The 19,470-nt window shown below is 66.5% G+C and carries 15 protein-coding genes and 1 riboswitch; of the genes, 9 read left to right on the forward strand and 6 right to left on the reverse strand.

Annotation, left to right across the window (positions count from 1 at the left end):
• Positions 1–52 precede the first annotated feature (52 nt).
• The 3 genes from MTR65_RS12120 to MTR65_RS12130 form a co-directional block, all read right to left on the reverse strand.
• Complete coding sequence (locus MTR65_RS12120) at positions 53–1,300, reverse strand: Ca2+-dependent phosphoinositide-specific phospholipase C (RefSeq protein WP_243800505.1); 1,248 nt, start codon at positions 1,298–1,300, stop codon at positions 53–55.
• The gene (locus tag MTR65_RS12125) at positions 1,300–3,609 is read right to left on the reverse strand and encodes a TonB-dependent receptor (protein ID WP_243800508.1); all 2,310 of its coding nucleotides are present in this window, start codon (positions 3,607–3,609) and stop codon (positions 1,300–1,302) included. Before MTR65_RS12125 ends, MTR65_RS12120 begins: the two co-directional genes overlap by 1 nt.
• A 117-nt stretch (positions 3,610–3,726) precedes the next feature.
• Entirely contained in the window at positions 3,727–4,890 is a 1,164-nt protein-coding gene (locus MTR65_RS12130) for a TetR family transcriptional regulator (RefSeq protein ID WP_268739408.1), read from the reverse strand.
• Between the two features lie 148 nt (positions 4,891–5,038).
• Positions 5,039–5,168, forward strand: a riboswitch (TPP riboswitch).
• Here MTR65_RS12130 and MTR65_RS12135 point away from each other — a divergent pair.
• Together MTR65_RS12135 and MTR65_RS12140 are read left to right on the forward strand one after the other, a co-directional pair.
• Positions 5,160–7,346 (forward strand): TonB-dependent receptor, encoded by a 2,187-nt coding sequence (locus MTR65_RS12135; protein ID WP_243800513.1) that lies wholly within the window; start codon positions 5,160–5,162, stop codon positions 7,344–7,346. It overlaps the preceding riboswitch by 9 nt.
• A gap of 14 nt (positions 7,347–7,360) precedes the next feature.
• The gene (locus MTR65_RS12140) at positions 7,361–8,023 is read left to right on the forward strand and encodes a TenA family protein (protein ID WP_243800516.1); all 663 of its coding nucleotides are present in this window, start codon (positions 7,361–7,363) and stop codon (positions 8,021–8,023) included.
• A 49-nt stretch (positions 8,024–8,072) separates the two neighbouring features.
• On the opposite strand, the gene MTR65_RS12145 is transcribed toward MTR65_RS12140, so the two are convergent.
• Positions 8,073–9,080, reverse strand: coding sequence for a zinc-dependent alcohol dehydrogenase family protein (locus tag MTR65_RS12145; protein ID WP_243800518.1), 1,008 nt, complete (start codon positions 9,078–9,080; stop codon positions 8,073–8,075).
• Positions 9,081–9,183: 103 nt separating this feature from the next.
• The gene (locus MTR65_RS12150) at positions 9,184–10,122 is read right to left on the reverse strand and encodes a LysR family transcriptional regulator (RefSeq protein ID WP_243800520.1); all 939 of its coding nucleotides are present in this window, start codon (positions 10,120–10,122) and stop codon (positions 9,184–9,186) included.
• 118 nt (positions 10,123–10,240) lie between these two features.
• On the opposite strand from MTR65_RS12150, the gene MTR65_RS12155 reads away from it, so the two are divergent.
• The 5 genes from MTR65_RS12155 to MTR65_RS12175 all read left to right on the forward strand — a co-directional run bounded on the left by MTR65_RS12155 (position 10,241) and on the right by MTR65_RS12175 (position 17,218).
• A complete protein-coding gene (locus MTR65_RS12155) occupies positions 10,241–11,359 on the forward strand; it encodes an alkene reductase (protein ID WP_243800522.1) in 1,119 nt (372 codons plus the stop codon).
• The gene (locus MTR65_RS12160) at positions 11,352–12,398 is read left to right on the forward strand and encodes an LLM class flavin-dependent oxidoreductase (protein ID WP_243800525.1); all 1,047 of its coding nucleotides are present in this window, start codon (positions 11,352–11,354) and stop codon (positions 12,396–12,398) included. The genes MTR65_RS12155 and MTR65_RS12160 overlap by 8 nt, the downstream gene beginning before the upstream one ends.
• A gap of 38 nt (positions 12,399–12,436) precedes the next feature.
• The gene (locus MTR65_RS12165; RefSeq protein ID WP_243800527.1) at positions 12,437–13,141 is read left to right on the forward strand and encodes a hypothetical protein; all 705 of its coding nucleotides are present in this window, start codon (positions 12,437–12,439) and stop codon (positions 13,139–13,141) included.
• Positions 13,142–13,166: 25 nt separating this feature from the next.
• A complete protein-coding gene (locus MTR65_RS12170) occupies positions 13,167–13,634 on the forward strand; it encodes a nuclear transport factor 2 family protein (protein ID WP_243800529.1) in 468 nt (155 codons plus the stop codon).
• Between the two features lie 257 nt (positions 13,635–13,891).
• A complete protein-coding gene (locus tag MTR65_RS12175) occupies positions 13,892–17,218 on the forward strand; it encodes a peroxidase family protein (RefSeq protein WP_243800531.1) in 3,327 nt (1,108 codons plus the stop codon).
• A 27-nt stretch (positions 17,219–17,245) separates the two neighbouring features.
• On the opposite strand, the gene MTR65_RS12180 is transcribed toward MTR65_RS12175, so the two are convergent.
• Positions 17,246–18,421, reverse strand: a complete 1,176-nt coding sequence (locus MTR65_RS12180) for a catalase family protein (RefSeq protein ID WP_243800534.1) — start codon at positions 18,419–18,421, stop codon at positions 17,246–17,248.
• Between the two features lie 166 nt (positions 18,422–18,587).
• Between MTR65_RS12180 and MTR65_RS12185 the strand changes: the two genes are divergently transcribed.
• Complete coding sequence (locus MTR65_RS12185; protein ID WP_243800536.1) at positions 18,588–19,019, forward strand: hypothetical protein; 432 nt, start codon at positions 18,588–18,590, stop codon at positions 19,017–19,019.
• Positions 19,020–19,023: 4 nt separating this feature from the next.
• On the forward strand, positions 19,024–19,470 hold a 447-nt coding region (locus MTR65_RS12190), incomplete at its 3' end, for a hypothetical protein (protein WP_243800538.1).

Raw genomic sequence — 19,470 nt, forward strand, 5'->3', positions numbered from 1 at the left:
CCCGAACCGCCCCCTTCAAATGGGCTGCATGGCCATCGGAAAGTGGCTCTGTTCACGGCTCCCCGGCCGCAGGGCTCAGCCGCGCCGCCGCGCTGTCTTCGGTTGGGAGGCGGACCAGATAGGGTGTGCCATAGACATTGCCCGGCCGTTCAAAATCGGTCGAGACGATCTGGGCGCCACTGCCCAGCGCGGCATTGGCGCGGGTCATGTCGTTGGTCTTTGCCTCGTAGGTTTCGATGTCGGAACGCGTACGGACGAGGTAACCCTCGGCCACAGCCTTGCGGATCTCGTCCTCGCGCACGATCGCGTTGTCGTACATCAGGAAGGCCGCATGATCCTCGCCCGGGTTGGCTCGCAGGAAGGCAACCCGCCCGGCAAGCGAGGGATGGCCTTCCAGATAGGCCGCCGCGCCCTGCGGGCCGTTGGCGGTGATCATCAGGAACATCACCTTTCCGCGCGCACTCTCCAGGCGCGGCCAGTTTCCAGCCAGAGCCGCGGCGTTGAGCGTGGCATACCGCCCGCGCAGATCGTCGGGTGTGATGATCCGGGACCTGTCGAAGACCGAGAGTATCTCGGCATCGAGCGCGTCGAAGGCGGCCTTGTCGAAGGGCAGCGGCTCGGCGGAATCGGCAAAGAGCTTGCGCCCCTGGCTCTTCGCCTCGACCAGAATGAAGAGCGGAACATGCCCCTGATGCGCGTCCGACCAGTCGCGGATCTGGGCAAGGCAGGTCACGAACAGGGGGCAATGGCTGCGAAAGTCGTAGTCGACGATGTGCTGCACCTTGTACCCCGGCTTGGACAAGGCCGCCTCGTCGATGGCAAATTCCGGCGCGATGCCCTCCCGGCGTAAGGCCCGATACCCGGCGGGATCGGCATAGCGTCCCCCCTCCGGATCGGGGTTCACGTCAAGCTCCAGGCTGCGCATGCCCAGGTCCAGCTGCGTGGTGAGGTCGGGGTGCAGGTAATTGAGCGCATCGTCGAAGGAGATCCCGTTGGGATGCTCCTCGGCCATCAGCGCGCGGCGTTGTTCGGGCAGGGCATCGAAAGCCGCGAGCATGGCCTCGAAGCGCGGACGCATCAGTTCGACCAGACGCCGGTCGACCGGCAGCGCATAGCTGTTGTGGGTTCCCAGGACCTGGAGATGGTTGATCGGCGTCGCGCCCGGCAGGTCCGGTGCATCGATGCGCTCGGGCGTGTCGGCACGTGGCGCTGGCGGGGCGCCTTGCGCGCTCACTGCGAAGAGGGGGAGCGCCAGCAACGCGCTCCCCAGCACGCGGGTCCGTGTGATCCGGCCCCGCATCAGAAGTCCGCCGAGATGAAACCGCCCAGCGTGCGGCGCGCCGAAGGCGAGGTGTAGTGCAGCATCCCGACCGCGCCGTAGTTCTGGAAACCCGTCGAGTAGTAGGTATCGAACAGGTTGCGGGCATAGGCGCCGAACCGGATGTTGCTGTCGGGCAGCGTGAAGGTCACGCGCGCGTTGACCAGGCCATAGCCATCGACATGCGAGTAGTCGGGCTGGCCGGTGACGGTCCAGTACTCGCTGCGCCAGGCGTAGTCCACGTGGGCACGAGCGCCCAGCCCCGAAGCGAAAGTGTGCTCGTAATCGGCCGAAACCATGCTGGAGAACTTGGGCGAATTGGTGAGCGCGGTGCCGGTGTAGTCGGTCGTCTCGTTGTAGACGTAGTCGGTGAACTCGCCATCGGTGTAGGTGAAGGAGCCATTGAGGGTCAGCCCGGGTACCGGCACCAGCGCGATCACGCCTTCGACGCCCTTGGTGCGCAAGGCCCCCGCATTGCCGATCGTGGTCGCCTGCAGTTCACCGCCCTGCCCATCGGGAATGGTGGTCAGGATGGTGGTCTGGAAGTCCTTGAAGTGCGAAAGGAACACATCGAGGTTTACGCGCAGGCGGCGGTCCCACCATTCGGACTTGATGCCCGCTTCCCAGGCCTTCACGGTTTCCTTGCGGTAGGGGCTGTAGTCGTTGCCGACAAAGGCGATGCCCGCCGGCTTGTACCCGGTCGAGTACGTGGCGTAGAGCATGACGTCCTCGCTCACGTGGAAGGTCGGCGCGATGCGGTAGGAGAAGTTCCCTCCCGTGACCTTGCCATCGGGATAGACCGGCGCCGGGCTCGTGCCCACAAAGGTGGGATTGTAGCCGGTGATTGGCTCGGGATCGAGCCAGATGAAGTCCAGGCTCTGCGAATTCCAGTCGTGGGTGTAGCGCCCGCCCAGCGCCAGGTTGAAACGATCGGTGAAGTTGAGCGTGACCTGCCCGAAGGCCGCCGCGGTCTCGTTCGTGGAATCGAACAGCGAGGTGTTGGCATCGGCCACCCCTGCCGCGCCCGTGATCGCGTAGAGCAGCGGCGCGACCGGGTCCCCGCTCGCATCGTAGACAGGCGCGCCCAGCGTCGCCCACTGCAGCTGGGTCTGCTGCGCGTTCAGCTTGTTGTAGAAGGCGCCCACGACATATTCCACGAACCCGCCTGTGGGCGAGGCCAGCTGGAATTCCTGGCTGAACTTGTTGGTATCCAGCTCGCCCAGATTGAACGGCACGTAGGCGTACTGGTCCAGCGGGAGCAGGTTTACAGGCGTCGAGTTGTCGTAGGCGGTTTCCCGATAGGCCGTGATCGACTTGAGCTGATGCTCGCCAAGGCCCAGGTTTACCTCCATCGAGCCGCCGTATTCGCGCGTCGTGATCTCGCCAAAGCTGCCATCGGCGGTGTCGGCGCTGCGTCCATCGGGAAACACGCCCAGTTCGGCAAGCATCTGCGCCACGTTCTCGGGCTGGTTGCCAGCAGGCGTACGTACGCTGGAATCCCAGTGGCGGGCAAAGTCCGCGCGCGCGATGAACTCCAGGTCCGGTCCGGCATCGACCAGCAGGCGCGCACGGCCGCCGTATTCATGGGTCGAACCGATCGTGCGATCCAGCGTGACGTTGCGCCCGAACCCGTCCTGAGCCTGATCGAAGCCCGACACGCGCAAGGCAACGTCGCGCCCCAGCGGCACGTTGAGGGTTGCGTTGAGAATACGCTCGTCATGTTCGCCATAGCTGCCGCTGGCCGACAGCGAGGTGACGCCCAGTTCGGGCTTGCGGGTCGTCACCGAGATCACGCCCGAGGTCGCGTTCTTGCCGAACAGGGTGCCCTGCGGCCCCATCAGCACGTCGATGCGCGCCATGTCGGTGATGCCGATGAGGCCATTGGCCCGCTGGCCGTCCATCACGACACCATCGACGACGACACTCACCGACTTGGCGTTCGAGAAGTCGAAGGAGCGGCTGCCCACGCCGCGGATCTGGAAGGCCGCGCCCTGGGTGGGATCGTACTGCACCCCGGGGACCATGTACTGGATATCGGTGAAGTCGGTGTAGCCGGTCTGCGCCAGAGCATCGGCATCGAGCGACTTGATGGCGAGCGGCACATCCTGGCTGTTCTCCACGCGGCGCTGCGCGGTCACGGTGATTTCGCTCAGCTGGCCGGGCACGACCTCGGCATCCTCGGCCAGCTCGCCGGCGGCCGCCATGGCGGGCAGTGAAGAGACAAGGGCGCTCCCGGCCAGGAGCACCGTGGCAAGGCGAAGAGGCAATCTGGAAGAATCAAAGGCGTGCATATCGGGCGTCCCTGTTGTGCGTCAGGAGCGCCCGATAGAAGTGGGCCATTGCCGTTTTAAGACACCTGTACTGTCAAATATTAGCCATATAATTCACAATTAGCACAGATGTTCTGCCTAATCGCGAGCCAGTTGGTACAGCCGTTCCGGAAACGCGGCGCTGCCCGGCGGCTGGCCCTCATGCCCCAGAGCAATAGCCTCTCCGATCAGCGCCATGGTGAACGCCTGGCTGCGTGCGCGGTCCCCCTCGCCATCGACCAGGGGGCCGACCTGCGCGTGGACATTCTCCGCCCGCCTTCGCCGCATGTCGATCGCGAAGGGCGTGAGGCGCGGATCGCGCAGGGCGCCGAGCGCCATCTCGTGGGTCAGCAGCAGCACCTGGCGTCCTGCGCGCGCATCGCCGGGCTTCCCCAACGACGCGCGCATACGCCGGTAGAGTTCCTCCACACCACCCAGGATCAGGTCGCGATGCGAGAGAAAGTGGTGCGTGAGCGTAGAGAGTGGCACCCCGGCCGATGTGGCGATCTGGCGAAACGAGATCGCCTCCACCCCATCGCGGGCCATGGCGTCGGCGATCTGCCCCGCCAGCACGGCCTTGGTGCCCTTGATCTCGCTCGCCCCCTCAAGCGCCGCCTGCGCCGGACCGGCCAGTTGCGCGACGAGGTGGAGATGCCATGCGCTCACCGCACTGCGAGCGTGCGCCCCGGCAGGACGCAGCAGCGCCCGCAAGGTGGACTGGCGCAGGAGCCGGTAGTCGCGCCTCTGCCCCAGGAGGCCACTGAAGACGCGCTCATCCACGCCATAGCCCGCGATCCGGCGCACCAGTCCCCGGGCCTCGGGAAAGCCCTCGAACAGCCCCTGCCAGAACCCCTGGTCGTGCGCCCACAACCGTGCGCGCAGCGGCTCGAGTGCCGGATCGCGATGGGCCTGGATATAGATCTCGGCCATGACGATGGCCGAAACGCGTCCGTCCTGTGACACCTCGTCAAGGACCTGCGCGACGATGTCGGTCACGCTGGCAGGGTCCAGCTCGGGGCAAGGGGCCAGCTGCGCGCGCCACTGGTCACGCCGCGCGTCGATGATCTCGCATTCCCGCGCGACGACAGCCTCCAGCAGCGCGGCCTTGTCCCCGATCTGGTAGCGGATCTTGCCGACAGACATCGCCGCCTCTCTCGCAACGAGACGCAGACTGAAATGGTACAGCCCTTCGCGGGCCAGAACATTTCGTGCCGCATCAAGGATTTCGTCGCGATCCCGGGCCTTGGTCGAGGAACTTGTCATCGCGGTTACGGATAGTGCGATCCTGCGATTTTCCAAGCCGGGACTTTGCCTGTCCAGCTCCGATGGTGTCCGCCTTGACACGAGCGGCGGACGCAAGGCTGTGCGCAACGATTGACGCTGGCGCACGGTTTTCCTAAGCGCGGAGCATTATCAACCCACGGGGTGTCCTGGCGCTGTCAGGGCTGAGAGGCGGATCACGGCGCATTCCCGCGCAAAGTCTGCAAACCCGCGAACCTGATCCGGTTCATGCCGGCGGAGGAATAGGGACCATGCGACAACGCGCCGCACGTCACGCCACACGTACGTCTACCATCTTCACCGTTCTGGGCGCAGGCCTTGGCCTGGCCGCCCCCACCCTCGCCCATGCCGAGGAGGCCGCAGGCGAGGACCCCATCGTCGTCACCGCGCGCGGCCGCCCCGAGGCGCAGATCGCGGTCCCCGACACCATCACGGTCTACACGCAGGACGACATCGCCCGGCGCAAGCTGACCACGATAGACGACTTCATCGCCGCAACGCCGGGCGTGTTCCTGATCAACGATCAGGACCCGGGCACCAACATGATCTCGGTGCGCGGGGTATCGACCAACCGCAACCAGTCACCCTCCATTGCCTACGTCGTCAACGGGCTCGCGCTCGCCGATTCCGAGCTCTTCACCCTGCGCACCTACGATGTCGCGCGCGTCGAGATCCTGAAAGGGCCGCAGGGCGCGCTCTTCGGGCGCTCGGCCTCGGGCGGCGCGGTGGACATTGTCACAAACGATCCCTCCGACGAGGCGGGCGGCATGGCCTCGCTGGGCATCGGCAACGGCTTTACCTGGACCGCGGACGGTGTCGTCAACGCGCCCGTTTCCGAGCGCGTGCAACTGCGCCTGGCGGGCTCCTACCGCAATTCCGACGGCTTCATCCGCAACAGCTACCTCGACAGGAAGGTGGACGGCTTCACCAGCCGCAACCTGCGCCTCAAAGCCAAGATCCAGACCTCCGAGACAAGCACGCTCAACCTGCGCCTTGCCTGGGCCGACGAGGATGGCGGCGCGGCCTATATCTCGTCCGAGAATGTCACGGGGCGCAACGCCGGGCGCCTCTCCGGCGCGATCCTGACCGATCCGCAGGGCGACTTCGAGGGCCGCTTCGCGCGCAAGTGGTGGGGCGCGCAGGCGAGCTTCGCGCAGGACCTGGGCGATACGCTCCAGCTCACCTGGTCAGGCGGCTACGACAACTACCACAAGGATTTCACCGAAGAGCTCGACTTCCGCCACGATACGCCCGTCACACTGGACGGCGTGCCGCTCTTCCCGGACGGCATTCAGCCGATCTCGCAGCCGGTCGACATCGAGGCCTGGACCACCGAGCTGCGGCTGACCTCGCAAGGGAGCGGCCCGCTGCGCTGGCACGCAGGCGTGTTCTTCCAGCGCCTCGAACGTGACCGGACCGACGATCTGGGCCCGCTGCTGTTCGGCGCCGAGCCGCAGCGCGCCGAGACCCGGAGCAACCAGATCGGCCTCTTCGCGCAGGCCAGCTACGATGTCCTGCCCACGCTGGAAGCGACACTGGGGCTTCGCTACGACCGCGACCGGCGCAAGGAAGACACGGTCGGTACGGACACCACCACCACCACCGCCCGCCGCGCGCAGACCTTCGACAAGTGGCAGCCCAAGCTCTCGCTCGCCTGGCACCCCAGCAACGACTTCACCGCCTATGTGACGGGCAGCGTCGGCTTCAAGGCGGGCGGCTTCAACCCGCTTCCGGGCCCCTCGGACATCTGGACCGCGAACTTTGCCGCCGAAACCGTCAAGTCGCTGGAAGCGGGTATCAAGGGCCAGCTTGCCGAAGGGCACGTGCGCCTATCCCTCGCAGGCTTCGTGACGGATTACAGCAACTTCCAGAACACCGTGTTCCTGGGCAATTCGGTCGTGCTCTCGGTGCCCAAGGTCAATGTCCACGGGTTGGAAGCCGCCGCGCAGGCGGACCTGGGACAAGGCTTCCGCCTCGATGGGGGAGCAGCCTGGACGCACAGCCGCACCGGCACCTACATCACCCCCAACCCCACGCCGGAACCGGGCGAGCCCGCGCTGGTGGACCTCACCGGCAAGCGCACCCCCAACGCCCCCGACTGGACGCTGAACGGCGGGCTTGGCTGGGAGGGCGAGGCCGGGCCTGCCAGGCTCGACGCGCGCCTCAGCGTTGCCCACGTCTCGCGCGTGGACTTCGAGATCGACAACATCCTCCACACCCCCGGCTACGCCTCGGTGGACGGGCGGCTTGGCGTCGAGCTTGGTGCGTGGAACCTCGAAGTCTGGGCCAAGAACCTCTTCGACAAGCGCTGGGCGATTTCCGCCTTCGGCCAGCAGCAGTTGCCGCTGCTCCTCGGCCTTGGCCCCAACGGTCCGTTCGACAGCTTCACCATCAACACCGGCCGCCAGTTCGGCGTCGGCGCCACCCACCGTTTCTGAAGGAAGGCACCCCCATGAGCTTTTGCGACACGATCTGGCAGGACGTTGCCCCGCTGCGCCGTGCGATCCTGGACCAGCCCTTCCTCGCCGAGCTTGCTGACGGCTCGCTCGCACCGGAAAGCTTCCGGCACTACATGCTGCAGGACAGCCTGTACCTAGCCGAATATGCGCGCGCCTTGGCCATTGCCTCGGCCCGCGCGCCTACGGCCACCGCACGGCTGGAATTTTCCGACGGCGCCAAGGTCGCGGTGCAGGTGGAACAGGCGCTGCACCAGGCCTTCTTCGAAAAGTTCGGCGTCACGCCCGCAATGGCGCGCGAGGCCGAGCCCACCCCCGTATGCCTTGGCTACACCAGCTACCTCACCGGCCTTGCCGCAACGCGCAGCTACGAGGAACTGATCGCGGGCATCCTGCCCTGCTTCTGGGTCTACTGGGAGGTCGGCTGCGACATCAAGCCGCGCGCCGCCTCGCCCAACCCCTACGCGGCCTGGATCGACACGTATGCCGATCCCGCCTTCGGCGAGGCGACCGCGCGGGTGCGCGCGCTGGTGGACGAGGCCGCAGCCAATGCCACCCCGGCGATCCACGCCGCGATGGAAACGGCCTTCCGCAATGCCACCCGCTACGAGTGGATGTTCTGGGATTCGGCCTACCGGCGCGAGACCTGGCCGATCTGAGCCTCGCGCCCGATCGGCCAGACGTGTTGATGCACGGGAAAGGGCGCGCCTACCAGCTGACGCCGATCTTCCCGAAGTGGGCGCCGCTTTCCTCATAGCGGAAGGCCTCAGCCAGGTCCGCGAGCGCGAAGCTACGGTCGACATGGGGCTTGATCCCCATGACCTCGATGGCGCGCACGAAATCGACCTGCTCGCGCCGACTGCCGACGATGACGCCGTGCAGCCGCACCTGCTTGGCCATCAGGAGGGCGGTCGGCACCTCGCCGCCCGTACCGGTGAGCACGCCGATGAGGGTGACATTGCCGCCAATGCGCACCGCCTGAAGCGATTGGGCGAGGGTAGCAGGGCCGCCCACCTCGACCACGTGGTCAACGCCGCGCCCGCCTGTCCAGGCAAGGACCGCCTCGCCCCATTGCGGCTCGCTGCGGTAGTTGATCGTGTGGTCCGCGCCCATCGCACTCAGCTTTTCCAGCTTTGCATCGGAAGAGGAGGTGGCCACGACCCGGGCCCCCATTGCCTTGGCAATCTGCAAGGCCCAGATCGAAACGCCGCCCGTGCCCATGACCAGAACCGTGTCGCCCGCCTTGAGGCCCCCTTCGACAATCAGCGCACGCCATGCGGTGAGGCCCGCGGTGGTGATCGTGGCGGCTTCCACGAAGTCGAGCCCTTCGGGCATGTGCGTGAAGGCCGTCGCGGGGCGCACGACCAGTTCCTGCGCGAACCCGTCGATGCCGTCTCCGGGGACGCGCGCAAAGTCACCCACGGCGGGCGGCCCGTCCTGCCAGTCCGGGAAGAAGCACGAGACCACGCGGTCACCTTGCGCGAACGCGTCCACGCCCTCGCCCACCGCTTCGACGATGCCCGCACCATCGGCGAGAGGGATGCGCCCATCCTCGGCTGGCGTAGCGCCCGAACAGACGAGGTAGTCATGGTAGTTCAGCGATCCGCCATGCAGGCGCACGCGGATCTCGCCTGGGCCGGGCTGGCCGGGATCGGGAAGGTCGACGCATTCCAGCGTGTCGAGGCCAACGGGCGCCTTGATTTGAATGGCTTGCATGGATCGTTCTCCTGTTTCGCTTGCCCGATCAGGTAGGTATCGCAGCCTCGGCTTCAATGCGGGCACGATGGAGTGCCCCCACGCTTCGATGCGGCGCTGGCGCTCAGGCGCGCGCCCGGCTCCCCGGCGTAAAACCCGAGCCGGGCAGCTGCGCCGCGGCGGCAAGGGCATCGATCACGATGCGCAGGCGCGGCTGCTCATAGCGTGAGCTGGGCCAGACGAGGTGGATCGGCATCTCGGCCCCTGCACATTCCTCCAGCACCGGCACGAGCGCGCCGGCGGCAAGCTCCTTCTCGATCAGCCAGTCGGGCAGCTGGGCCAGCCCTTCCCCGGCCAGCGCGGCGGCGAGAATGGCCTCGCCGTCGCTGAATTCATGGCGGACCTTCACTTCCTGGGCCACCTCGCCCCCGGCCGTGTCCTTTAGGAGCCAGACCGGGCGCGGAACCCTGCGCCAGCCGATGATGCAATCGCGCTGGGTCAGCTCCTCAGGGCTCCTCGGCGCGCCATGGCGGGCCAGATAGTCCGGCGAGGCGCAGATCAGCAGACGCTGCGTGCCCAGCCGCCGTGCGGTCAGGTCCGCATCGTTGCCAAGCGCGCCAATGCGCACGGCCAGATCGATCCCCTCCTCGATGACGTTGGCCGTGCGCTCGGTGAACATGACCGAGAGGTCGAGATGGCGGTACTGCGCCGTGAGCTCCAGAAGGATCGGCATCACGTGCCTGCGCCCGAAGGCGGCGGGCAGGTTGAGGTGGAGCGTACCCACAGGCGTATCACGCCCCGAGGCCATCGCCAGCTCGGTCCCATCCAGATCGTCGAGGATCCGCTGGCACGCGTCGAGGTAGATCTGCCCTTCCCCCGTCAAGGTCAGCCGCCGCGTCGTGCGGTGCAGGAGCTTGGTTCCCAGTCGCGCCTCCAGCCGGGTAACGCTCTTGCCCACGGCCGAGCCGGTGACGCCCAGCTCGCGCGCGGCCGCCGCAAAGCTTCCGAGGCGCACAGTCGTGACGAACTCGGTCAATCCGGCAAAGCGATCCTGCACATCCATTCGGGAACTGTGGGATCGAGTGAATGGAATAGCAAGGGGATTATCCAACCCCAATTCCACTCTAGATAGGGCGCAACGCTTCGCCCCTTCCTCTCCCCCCGCACTTTTCAGGATACCCATGACCAAGCTTTTCGAGCCCTTCGACCTCTCCGGCCTCACGCTGCGCAACCGTGTCATCATGGCGCCGATGACCCGGGCCCGGGCGCTCGACACCGTGCCCGATGACCTCACTGTGGAGTACTACAGCCAGCGCGCGGGCGCGGGCCTCATCATCAGCGAAGGCGCGCCCGTTTCGCTGGAGGGCTGCGGCTACCTGTTCAATCCGGGGCTCTACACGGCCGAGCAGGCCGCAGGCTGGCGCCGCGTGACCGACGCGGTCCACGCCAAGGGCGGGCGCATGTTCGCCCAGCTCTGGCACGTGGGCCGGGTCTCGCACACCTCGATCCTGGGCGAAGGGCAATCGCCTGTCTCGTCCTCGGCCACCGTAGGTGAAAACGTATGGGCCTTCGGGCGCGACGAGGACGGCATCGCCAGGAGCCTGGCGGCGAGCCCGCCCCGCGCCTTGGAAACCGAGGAGGTCGTGCGCATCACGCAGGACTTCGTGCGCGCCGCACGCACCGCCATCGACGCCGGTTTCGACGGGGTCGAGCTGCACGGCGCCAACGGCTATCTCTTCGAACAGTTCGTCAACGGCGCGCTCAACCAGCGTGAGGACCGCTACGGCGGCTCGATCGAGAACCGCCTGCGCTTTCTGGTCGAGACGCTCGATGCGATCAGCGCCGAGATCGGCAGCAGCCGTGTCGGCATGCGCGTCTCCCCCTTCGGCCGCCTCTTCGGCATGGAACCCTACGAGGACGAGGCCGAGACCTGGGTCACGCTGGCGGGCGAGTTCGAGAAGCGCCGCCTCGCCTACGTCCACCTCAGCGACCAGCTGACGATCGGCGCGGAAAAGATGCCCGAGACCTTCGCGCGCGATTTCCGCACCACCTACACCGGCACGCTGATCGCGGCGGGCGGCTTCGAGAAGGACAGCGCCGAGGCGGCGCTGCAGTCGGGCGAGCTTGACCTCATCGCCTTTGGCCGCCCGTTTATCGCCAACCCCGACCTGGTCGAGCGCATGCGCGCAGGCCACCCGATCAAGCCCGCCGACCGCGCCACCTGGTACGGGGACCTCGGCGCACGTGGCTACACCGATTACCCCACCTGGACCGAAGAGGAGGCCGCCCAGAATGGCTGAACCACGCACCGATCACGAAGAGGCCAGTGACACCGCGTCGCTGCGCCTCAGTCTGCTGGACTACGCGCCGGTCGATGAAGGCCAGAGCCCCACAGATGCCTTTGGCGCCTCACTGCGGCTGGCCCAGCTGGCCGAGCAGGAAGGCTTCCACCGCTACTGGGTGTCCGAGCACCACGGCATCTCGGCGACCGCCAGCAACTCGCCCGAGATCCTGATGGCGCATGTTGCCTCGGGCACCTCGCGCATCCGCGTCGGCTCGGGCGGGGTGCTGCTCCCCAATTACGCCAGCCTCAAGATCGCGGAGAACTATCAGCTTCTCGAAGCCCTGTTCCCCGGCCGCATCGACCTGGGCTTTGGCCGCGCGCCGGGCGGGGACCAGCGTATCAGCGGCGCGCTCAACGACGAGAAGGCGCACCCGCTTCCCTACCCGCAGAAGGTGTCCGACCTGCTCGGCTTCGTGACGGGTTCGCATCCGGCCGGATCGCGCTATTCGGGGATGAAGGCGCGGCCCGAGACACAGGCCCCGCCCCAGCCTTTCGTGCTGGGGGCCTCGGGATCGACCGCACAGATCGCGGCCGAGGCGGGCCTTGGCTTCACCTTCGCGCACTTCATCAATCCCACGCGCCGGGGGGCAGATGCCAGCAAGGTCTATCGCGAGGCCTTCCGTCCCTCCCACTTTGCCCAGCGCCCGCAGGCCATCGTGGCGGTCTTCGTGGCCGTGGGCGATACCGAGGAGGCGGCGGCCGCGTATGCCGACGCGTTCCACCTGTGGCTCACCCACGCCGAGAGCCACACGCAGTTCGACCGCGTGCCCTCGCTGGAGACGAGTGCGGCCCACGTCTGGACGCAGCAGCAGCTCGCAATGCGCGCAGGCAACGAAGGCCGACTGATCTCGGGCACGGCCGCGCAGGTCCTCACCCAGCTGCGTGCCCTTGGCGAAGCCTATGGCACGAGCGAAGTCATGATCAACCTGATGATGCCGGGCGAGGCCGCGCGCAGCAACGCCATAAAGGCGCTGAGCGCCGCGCTGCGGGCGTAAGGGCCGCGCCACGCATTCATTCGATGAAGGAGGCCGACATGAACGCCGTCCCCACCTCCAAGCGCCATCACATCGCCCTCTCCCTCGCCCACCGGTGGTTCGCCTTCTTCGAGGCGCCCGGAGGCGACCTGAAGGCGCACCTGGCGATCTTCCATCCGCACGTGCGCCTGTCGGGCCACCGCGGGCAGCGCCTCTTCGCACAGGATCACGAGACCCTGCGCGCGTGGTTTGCTGCGGTTCCGGACGAAGTCAGCTCGCACCATATCCTCCACTCGGTCTACGAGGAGCTTGGCCCGGGCAGCGGACGCCTCGCGTTCCTTGTCGCCTACCAGGCGCCGGGCGCGGATGGCGCGGTGCATGGCTCGATCATCAGCTACGATACGCAGGTCGCGTTCGGCGGCGAGCCCCGGTTCCTGGCCCTCGACAAGACGCCGACGCTCCCGAACACCCGGCCCACCTTCGAGCCGTCCTGGGCGACCAACCGCGTGCTCGCGCGTCTTCACGCCGAGCTGGGCGGTCTTGGCGCGGCCGGTGACGCGAACGGTCAGGTCGTGCGCTCGGCCATGGGGGGCAACGTCCAGGCCCTGTCCGTCCTGACACGCGCCCCGGACGGCAGTTCCTCCTACGAAGCCCTGGCCTCCTGGATCGGCGGCACCCCGGCCACGCCATCATCGCTGCGCCTCGCCGTGTGCGACGATGTGCGCGCCCCTCTCCCGACAATCCAGCCCCTCAGGACCGCCTGAGCCCCACCGGAAGGTTCACAAAACCATGCACGACAAGATCCAGACGCTGCTCGACAAGGACGAGATCCGCGACTTGCGCATCCGCTACTCCCACCTTCTCGACGGCAACCGGATTGACGAGCTCGACACGGTGTTCGCCGAAGATGCCGTCGTCGAGGTGACGGTCGGCCGGATGGAAGCGCTGGATGCGATCAAGGCCGGACTGAAAGAGGCCTACGCCCTGTTCGACCGCGACGGGCGGGGCCACTACCCCTTCCTGCATCCCATCGCCAACCACCTGATCGAACTGACCGGCCCCGACACGGCGCAGGGGACCTGCTATCTGGTCGATTTCGAGACCGCCACCAAGGCCGATCCCAATCCCCTCCTGCTGCTGGGCCTCTACGCCGATGAATACCGGCGCATCGACGGCGCCTGGCGCATTACCCGCAGCCAATTGAAAGTCGTCTGGCCGACACCCGAAGCTCCCGAAGAGAGCAACGGCCCGGCGTAAACTCCGCCCCGATACCGGATCTCGCCCCCGCGCCTCCCCCCTCCCGACGAGGCCGAGACCGGTATCGGCTTTCTTCTCTGAACACGGCGCAAGCCCTGCCCCCACGAAAGCGGCGCGCAAGAACGTCCAAAATGTGCTACACTGCAAAGAAAACGGCCGGGCCGCAAAAATATCCATCGAGTAGTTATCGTTAGAACTGCCTTGGGAGATATTGCGCGATGCCAGATGCAGCCAGGCAAAGCGGCGGATGCCCCTTCATGGCCCGCCACGACCAGACCCCCGAGTTGGTTTCGGGCGATCCGCTCGCACACATCAACGCCGGAAACTTCGCACGCGCCATCGCGATCTACCGCGCCCGGGACACAGACGGCACGTTGTCGGCCGAAGACTGCGCTCTGGCCGCCCACGCGCTGCGCAACACCGGGGAATTTGGCCAGGCGGCGGACTGGTTGCAGAAGGCGATAGGCCTTGCTCCCGAGCATCGCTTCGCCGCATCCTGGCACGCCCAGGTCGAGGCCAACCGGATAGATGAACGCAGCGGCGCCGGGATCCTGCGGCCAAACACGCTGAGCGAAAGCTACCTGCGCGCCAATCCCGAAGACACCTATCGCGACAATCCGGCAAGCTGGGTCCTGTGCACCGACTTCCAGCGCCCGGGCGACTACATCCCGCCGCAATCGGTGCGCGACAAGCTGCGCAACTTCAAGGATTCGCTGGTCTCCCTCGCGCTCGGACCGATCGGGAAACTGGCCAACAGCGGGGCCACGCCCGGCAATGCGGGACGCTGGACCCAGCGCCGGTTTGGCATCTTCCGTCTGGCCGCGCTGGGCGCCGCGCGCACCTGGATGGCCAGGCGCGAGCGCGATCCCGATGGCGAGCATCACGATATCGTCGGGCAGCTGGCACGGCGCAAGGACCTGCCCAAGTGGGCCGATTCCGGCTTCACCCCCGACGGCGCCCATGTCTCGGACCAGTTCGGCCCCGGCGAGGGGCGCGTGGGCCAGTCCTTCGTCGACCATGGCATGCCCGAGAACTACCGCCCCCAGGACCGTTCGCACGATGCCAACCTGCCCAGCGAGGCCGCCGTGGCCAAGGCCTTCGGCTATCGCAATGGCACGACGCACGAGGCCATGACCGCCAGCTTCCATGCCGCCGCCCACCTCCAGCAGCTTGTCCACGATGTGGCCCAGACCGCACCGGACAACCAGCGCAAGCACGCCATTCCCGTCGATCCCGACAGCGAACTGGCCGCGCTGGGCGTGACCCATAACTGGAGCCGGGCCGATGCGCCCAACGTCTTGCGCCCCGATGGCGAGGGCATGCACGGCACCACCGTGTGGTGGGACATGAGCCACATCTACGGCAGCGACATCGAGACGCTGGCCGCGATCCGCTCGTTTCCGGACGGCGGCAAGGTGCCCGGTGGCAAGATCTACCTCGAAGGCATGGACGCAGACGGGAATGGGGGCCTGTTCCTTCCCACCCGCGAGGTCGAAGCCGGCGAGGAGGGACGCGTGCGCCACCAGATCCTGACCGGGTTCGGACGGAACATGACCGCCCCGCTCGAAGCCGAGCACACGCTCTATGCGCGCCACCACAACTGGGTCGCCGATATCCTGAAGGAGCGCTACCCGGACTGGTCGGACAACCAGATCTTCCAGATCGCGCGGCGCGTGGTGACGATGACCTACGCCAAGATCCACACCGGCACCTGGACACACACGCTGTTTGCCAACGAGGCGGTGGTGAATGGCCTCAACGCCAACCTGTTCGGCCGCGCCGAGCGCAAGCTCGCGCACTTCGACAAGAAGATCTACCGCCCCGAACAGGGCACCGACCCCATCGCGCACGGCATCGCAGCGGGCAAGGTCGACAAGGACAAGCCCGAGATCAAGGGCAACTTCTTCAGCAAGGCCTATCGCTTCGGCCACCAGATCTGGGTCGACCAACTCCACTGCCCGCCCATCGGCGCGAAGCCCGATGCGGGCACGCGCAGCGTCAACATGAAGGAGCTGCGCGAGCTCGACGGGCACGAGTTCCTGCGCCGCGAAGGCCTGGGCGCGGTCTACTACTACATGATGCACACGAGGCTGGGCGCACCCGTTGCGGGCAACACCGCCGACTTCTTCCGCGACATGGCCAGCGAAGAGGGTGTGATGAACATGCTCGAGCAGGAAATCCGCAAGGACCGGCGGCGCGGCACCCCCTCCTGGACCGACTACCAGAAGGCCCACAACATCCCGCCGAGCGAAACCTGGGAGCACCTTTTCCTCGATCCCGAAAGTCCGCAATCGCAGGCCACCATCGCCACCTTGAAAGCGCTCTATCCCGATGGGATCACGACGCTCGACGCGGTGATCGGGCTCACGCTCAACGAACACCGGCCCGAGGGCCTTGCCATTACCAACGAGGGCTTCCAGACCTTCGTGCAGGAAGCGACCAGCCGCATCCGCAAGAACCCCTACCTCACCGAGAAATGGCGCCCTGACGAAGTCAGTTGGACTGCGATCAACCTTGTCGAGGCGATCGACAAGGAGAAGCTGCTCTACCTCCACTGCCCCGAACTGCGCGACTGGCTGCTGAACCGCGAGACCGTGAACAGCTACGAATATGCAGGCACGAACCCGCGCGACAATCCTGAAGAGCACCCCCTCGAGAGCACCGGCATCATCGTCTGGGGCGCGCAGAACATGCGCGACTTTGGCCTCGGCGATGCCTGGAAGGACACCCATTTCCACGCAGGCGTTCCCAACGACATGCTGCGGATCGAACATGGCAAAGAGACCTATGTCGTCGATCTCACCGACAATCAGGTGCTCGCCGATTTCGAAGGCGAGGGCCGCGTCCATGGCCGCGATGTCCTGTTCGAGGATCCGCCCGGCGTCACGCGGCGCGAACTGCTCGCAGCCGCAAAGGCGATCCGGGATACAGCACGGTATCCCTGGCCGGGCTACGAGGCCCCGGGATACCCCGGCTTCGTCAGCGGCTGGCAGCTCAGCCAGGACGAAGTCGACACGCTCAAGCGCTACAAGGGCGACCCTGAAAGGCGCGGCGTGCAGGCGCGCCTGACCGATCTGGAAAAGCACCTCATCCCCTTCAACCTCTCCGGCAAGAGCCCGACCATCGGCTTTTCACAGAACCTGCGCGGCTGGCGCACACTCGAGAAGAGCGGCGCGCGGGCGCTGTTCCTCACCCTCGGCTCGATCTTCACGTTCGGCGGCCTCTGGAACTTCGTGACCGGGCGCGGCATCCCGATGGACGCCATGGCCCGGCGGCGGCCCGCACAGCGTACCGGGATCTTCGATGCTCAGGGCATGATCGACGAGACCCGGCTGGCCGAATACCTTGCCGATCTGCGCGCAATGGCCGGGGAGAGCGAAACGGGCGCAATCCCCGAAGCCGAGTTCATGGCGATGCTCGAAGCGAAAGGCGCCCTCGACAGCCTGACCCGCAAGCAGTGGGGCTCCTACTTCCGCCTGCTCGAACGCGCCGGGCGCGCGCAGGCGATCACGCCCAAAGACTTCGAGGGGCTCTACCGCAACACGCTGATCCCACAGATGTTCGAGAAGCTGGAGCGCGCATAAAACCGCTTGCGCCCCGGTGGCATCGGATCAATCGAAGCGCTCGTCCCCCGTGGGTTCGATGTGCGCGACCGCGTTGTTGGCCTGCCGAAAACGCGCCAGCTCGGAATAGATCCGGCGCCGCGCGCGGTTGAGATTGCCCAGCGGACGGTGCGCGGCGATGCAATGCCAGGGGTTGTAGGAAAGGTTGCGCGCAAAGGCCATTTGCGCCGGTGTATCGAAGACCTGCCGGGGAATACGCAAGGTGGCCACCGGCACCCGGGGGGAGAGTTTCTCCAGCCACAGGATCCCTGCGTGTTCGATCGGCATGCGGCGCGCGTCGGTCTGCACCTGTACGGTCATGGTGAAGGCGACATCCTGGCGCGCCAGGGTGCGGGCCATGTTCTCACGCAGATAGTGGTCCGAGGGGCGACGTGGCAGCCCCTCGACTTTCATGTCCACCTTACCTTCGGGGAAGAAAGCGTACTGCATCGCCGTCCCCTCCCCCAGAAGATAGGGCACGCAGCTGTAATAGGCCGTCCCCAGCGGATTGCCCTGCGTCCGGCTCCAGAGCCCCTGCATCAGGAGGTCGAGCACGTGCGGACGCGGCCCCAGGAAGTACCACAGGGGCAGCTCACGCAGGCTCCAGACCTGCAGGCAGACGTTCTCGCGCAGCGTGGGCGTCGTGAAGGTCGGACAGCTGATGCCGGTGAAGTCCTGCGTGAAGCGCTCGTCCTCCATCAGCTTGGGGCCGGGCACGTCCATCAGCTTCACGCCGATGCTCAGCACGCCGACATCGTCGATATCGGGCGGGGTGTGCGGGCCCGGTCCACCCAGCCGCACCCAGGCCGGGTAGCTGCGCGCAGCAGCGAAGATCCCCTTTCGCAAGGGCTCGGGCAGATCGGCATGCACCACCAGCTCGCCGCGCACCACGCCATGCGTCTTGGTGTTGCCGCCGCGCTCCATCTCCTCGGGCGCAAAATCCTGCGCCATGTGCTGGCGCATGTGCGTGATGACCTGCTCCAGCAGGCGCTCTTCGTCGGGGCCGACACGCTCTTGCGCCAGCGCCAGATCATCGCCCCGGTACCACAGCAAGGCCAGCTTCTGGACCAGGGCCGTGCCCGGCCGCTGCAGCAATCCATCGAGCGCCGGGCGCAGCCACGGATCAATCCGCCTCTCGGCACGCAGCGAATATTCCAGGACATTGTGTAGCCATCGCAAAGTCACGGCAGCTCCCCCCGAACCATGCCCGGGCATGATCAATTGTACACATTAGAGAAACGTGGCACTTTTGTCATCACACATCGATGTCGAGTCGGCCCGTAGAGACCCCAGTGCTCTTTGCCGGGGATCACATATCCAGGAACGACTTGCGTTTCGGGGAGGCAAGATCATGACCCTGACTGTCGCGGACCTGCTCACCAAGACCGGCGAGGAACTCGACGCGCTGTTCGCCGCGGCCCCGCGCGGCGACATTCCCGATGGCGAGACCAAGGGCACGGCCATCATCGCGGCTGGAACATCCTACAGCGACGAGGTTGCGAAACTGGTCGAACTCTTCGCCTGGCAGGGCAAGGTCTTCGATGCCGAGCACGGCTTCCTGCGCAACTACATCCTGCCCTTCGGGATCAAGGCCATCGTTGCCAAGGTCTATTACGGGCAAAGCTGGATGGACCAGAAGGACTGCATCGTCATCGACTATTCGGAAACCTCGCTGGTGGCCGCCCGCGTGCGTGACGAAATCCGTCTGGTCGCGCCCGGCCTCTTCCTCGGCAAGGTCTACTGGGGCGACAAGGCGCTGATCCACTTCGCGCTCGAGGTCTAGGCCCGTGGCGCGCCAGTCGCTGCTTGCCGTGGCCGCCCCCGTACGCGATCACGCGATCCCGGAGCTGGAGGCTCTGCTGCGCACGATGACCCGCGCACCCGAGGCCCCAGGACAAGCCGATCCGGACAACCCCATCATCCCTTTCGGCCAGATCGAGGGGCTCCATTTCCTGCGCTTCGTCCTCCTGGAGGACCCCTCGCTTCCCGATCGCGCGGCCTATCCCCGGCTTCCGGCCTACGAACCGACCCGGCTCATGCTGATGGTCGACGGCGACGGGTCGCCCCAGGACCTGCTGCAACGTCTGCTGGCCACGGCCAGCGAGGGCCTCGTGCGGGTCTTCATCCATTGCGATGCCACGGTCACCGGCACGAACATTGCCACATGGATGGATCGCCACCGGGTGAGGTCGGCCGCGAACTACGTCAACTGGCCCGGGCGCAGCGCGCGGCAG

This window comes from Novosphingobium mangrovi (genome assembly GCF_022818885.1).
GTDB classification, from domain to species: Bacteria; Pseudomonadota; Alphaproteobacteria; order Sphingomonadales; family Sphingomonadaceae; genus Novosphingobium; species Novosphingobium mangrovi.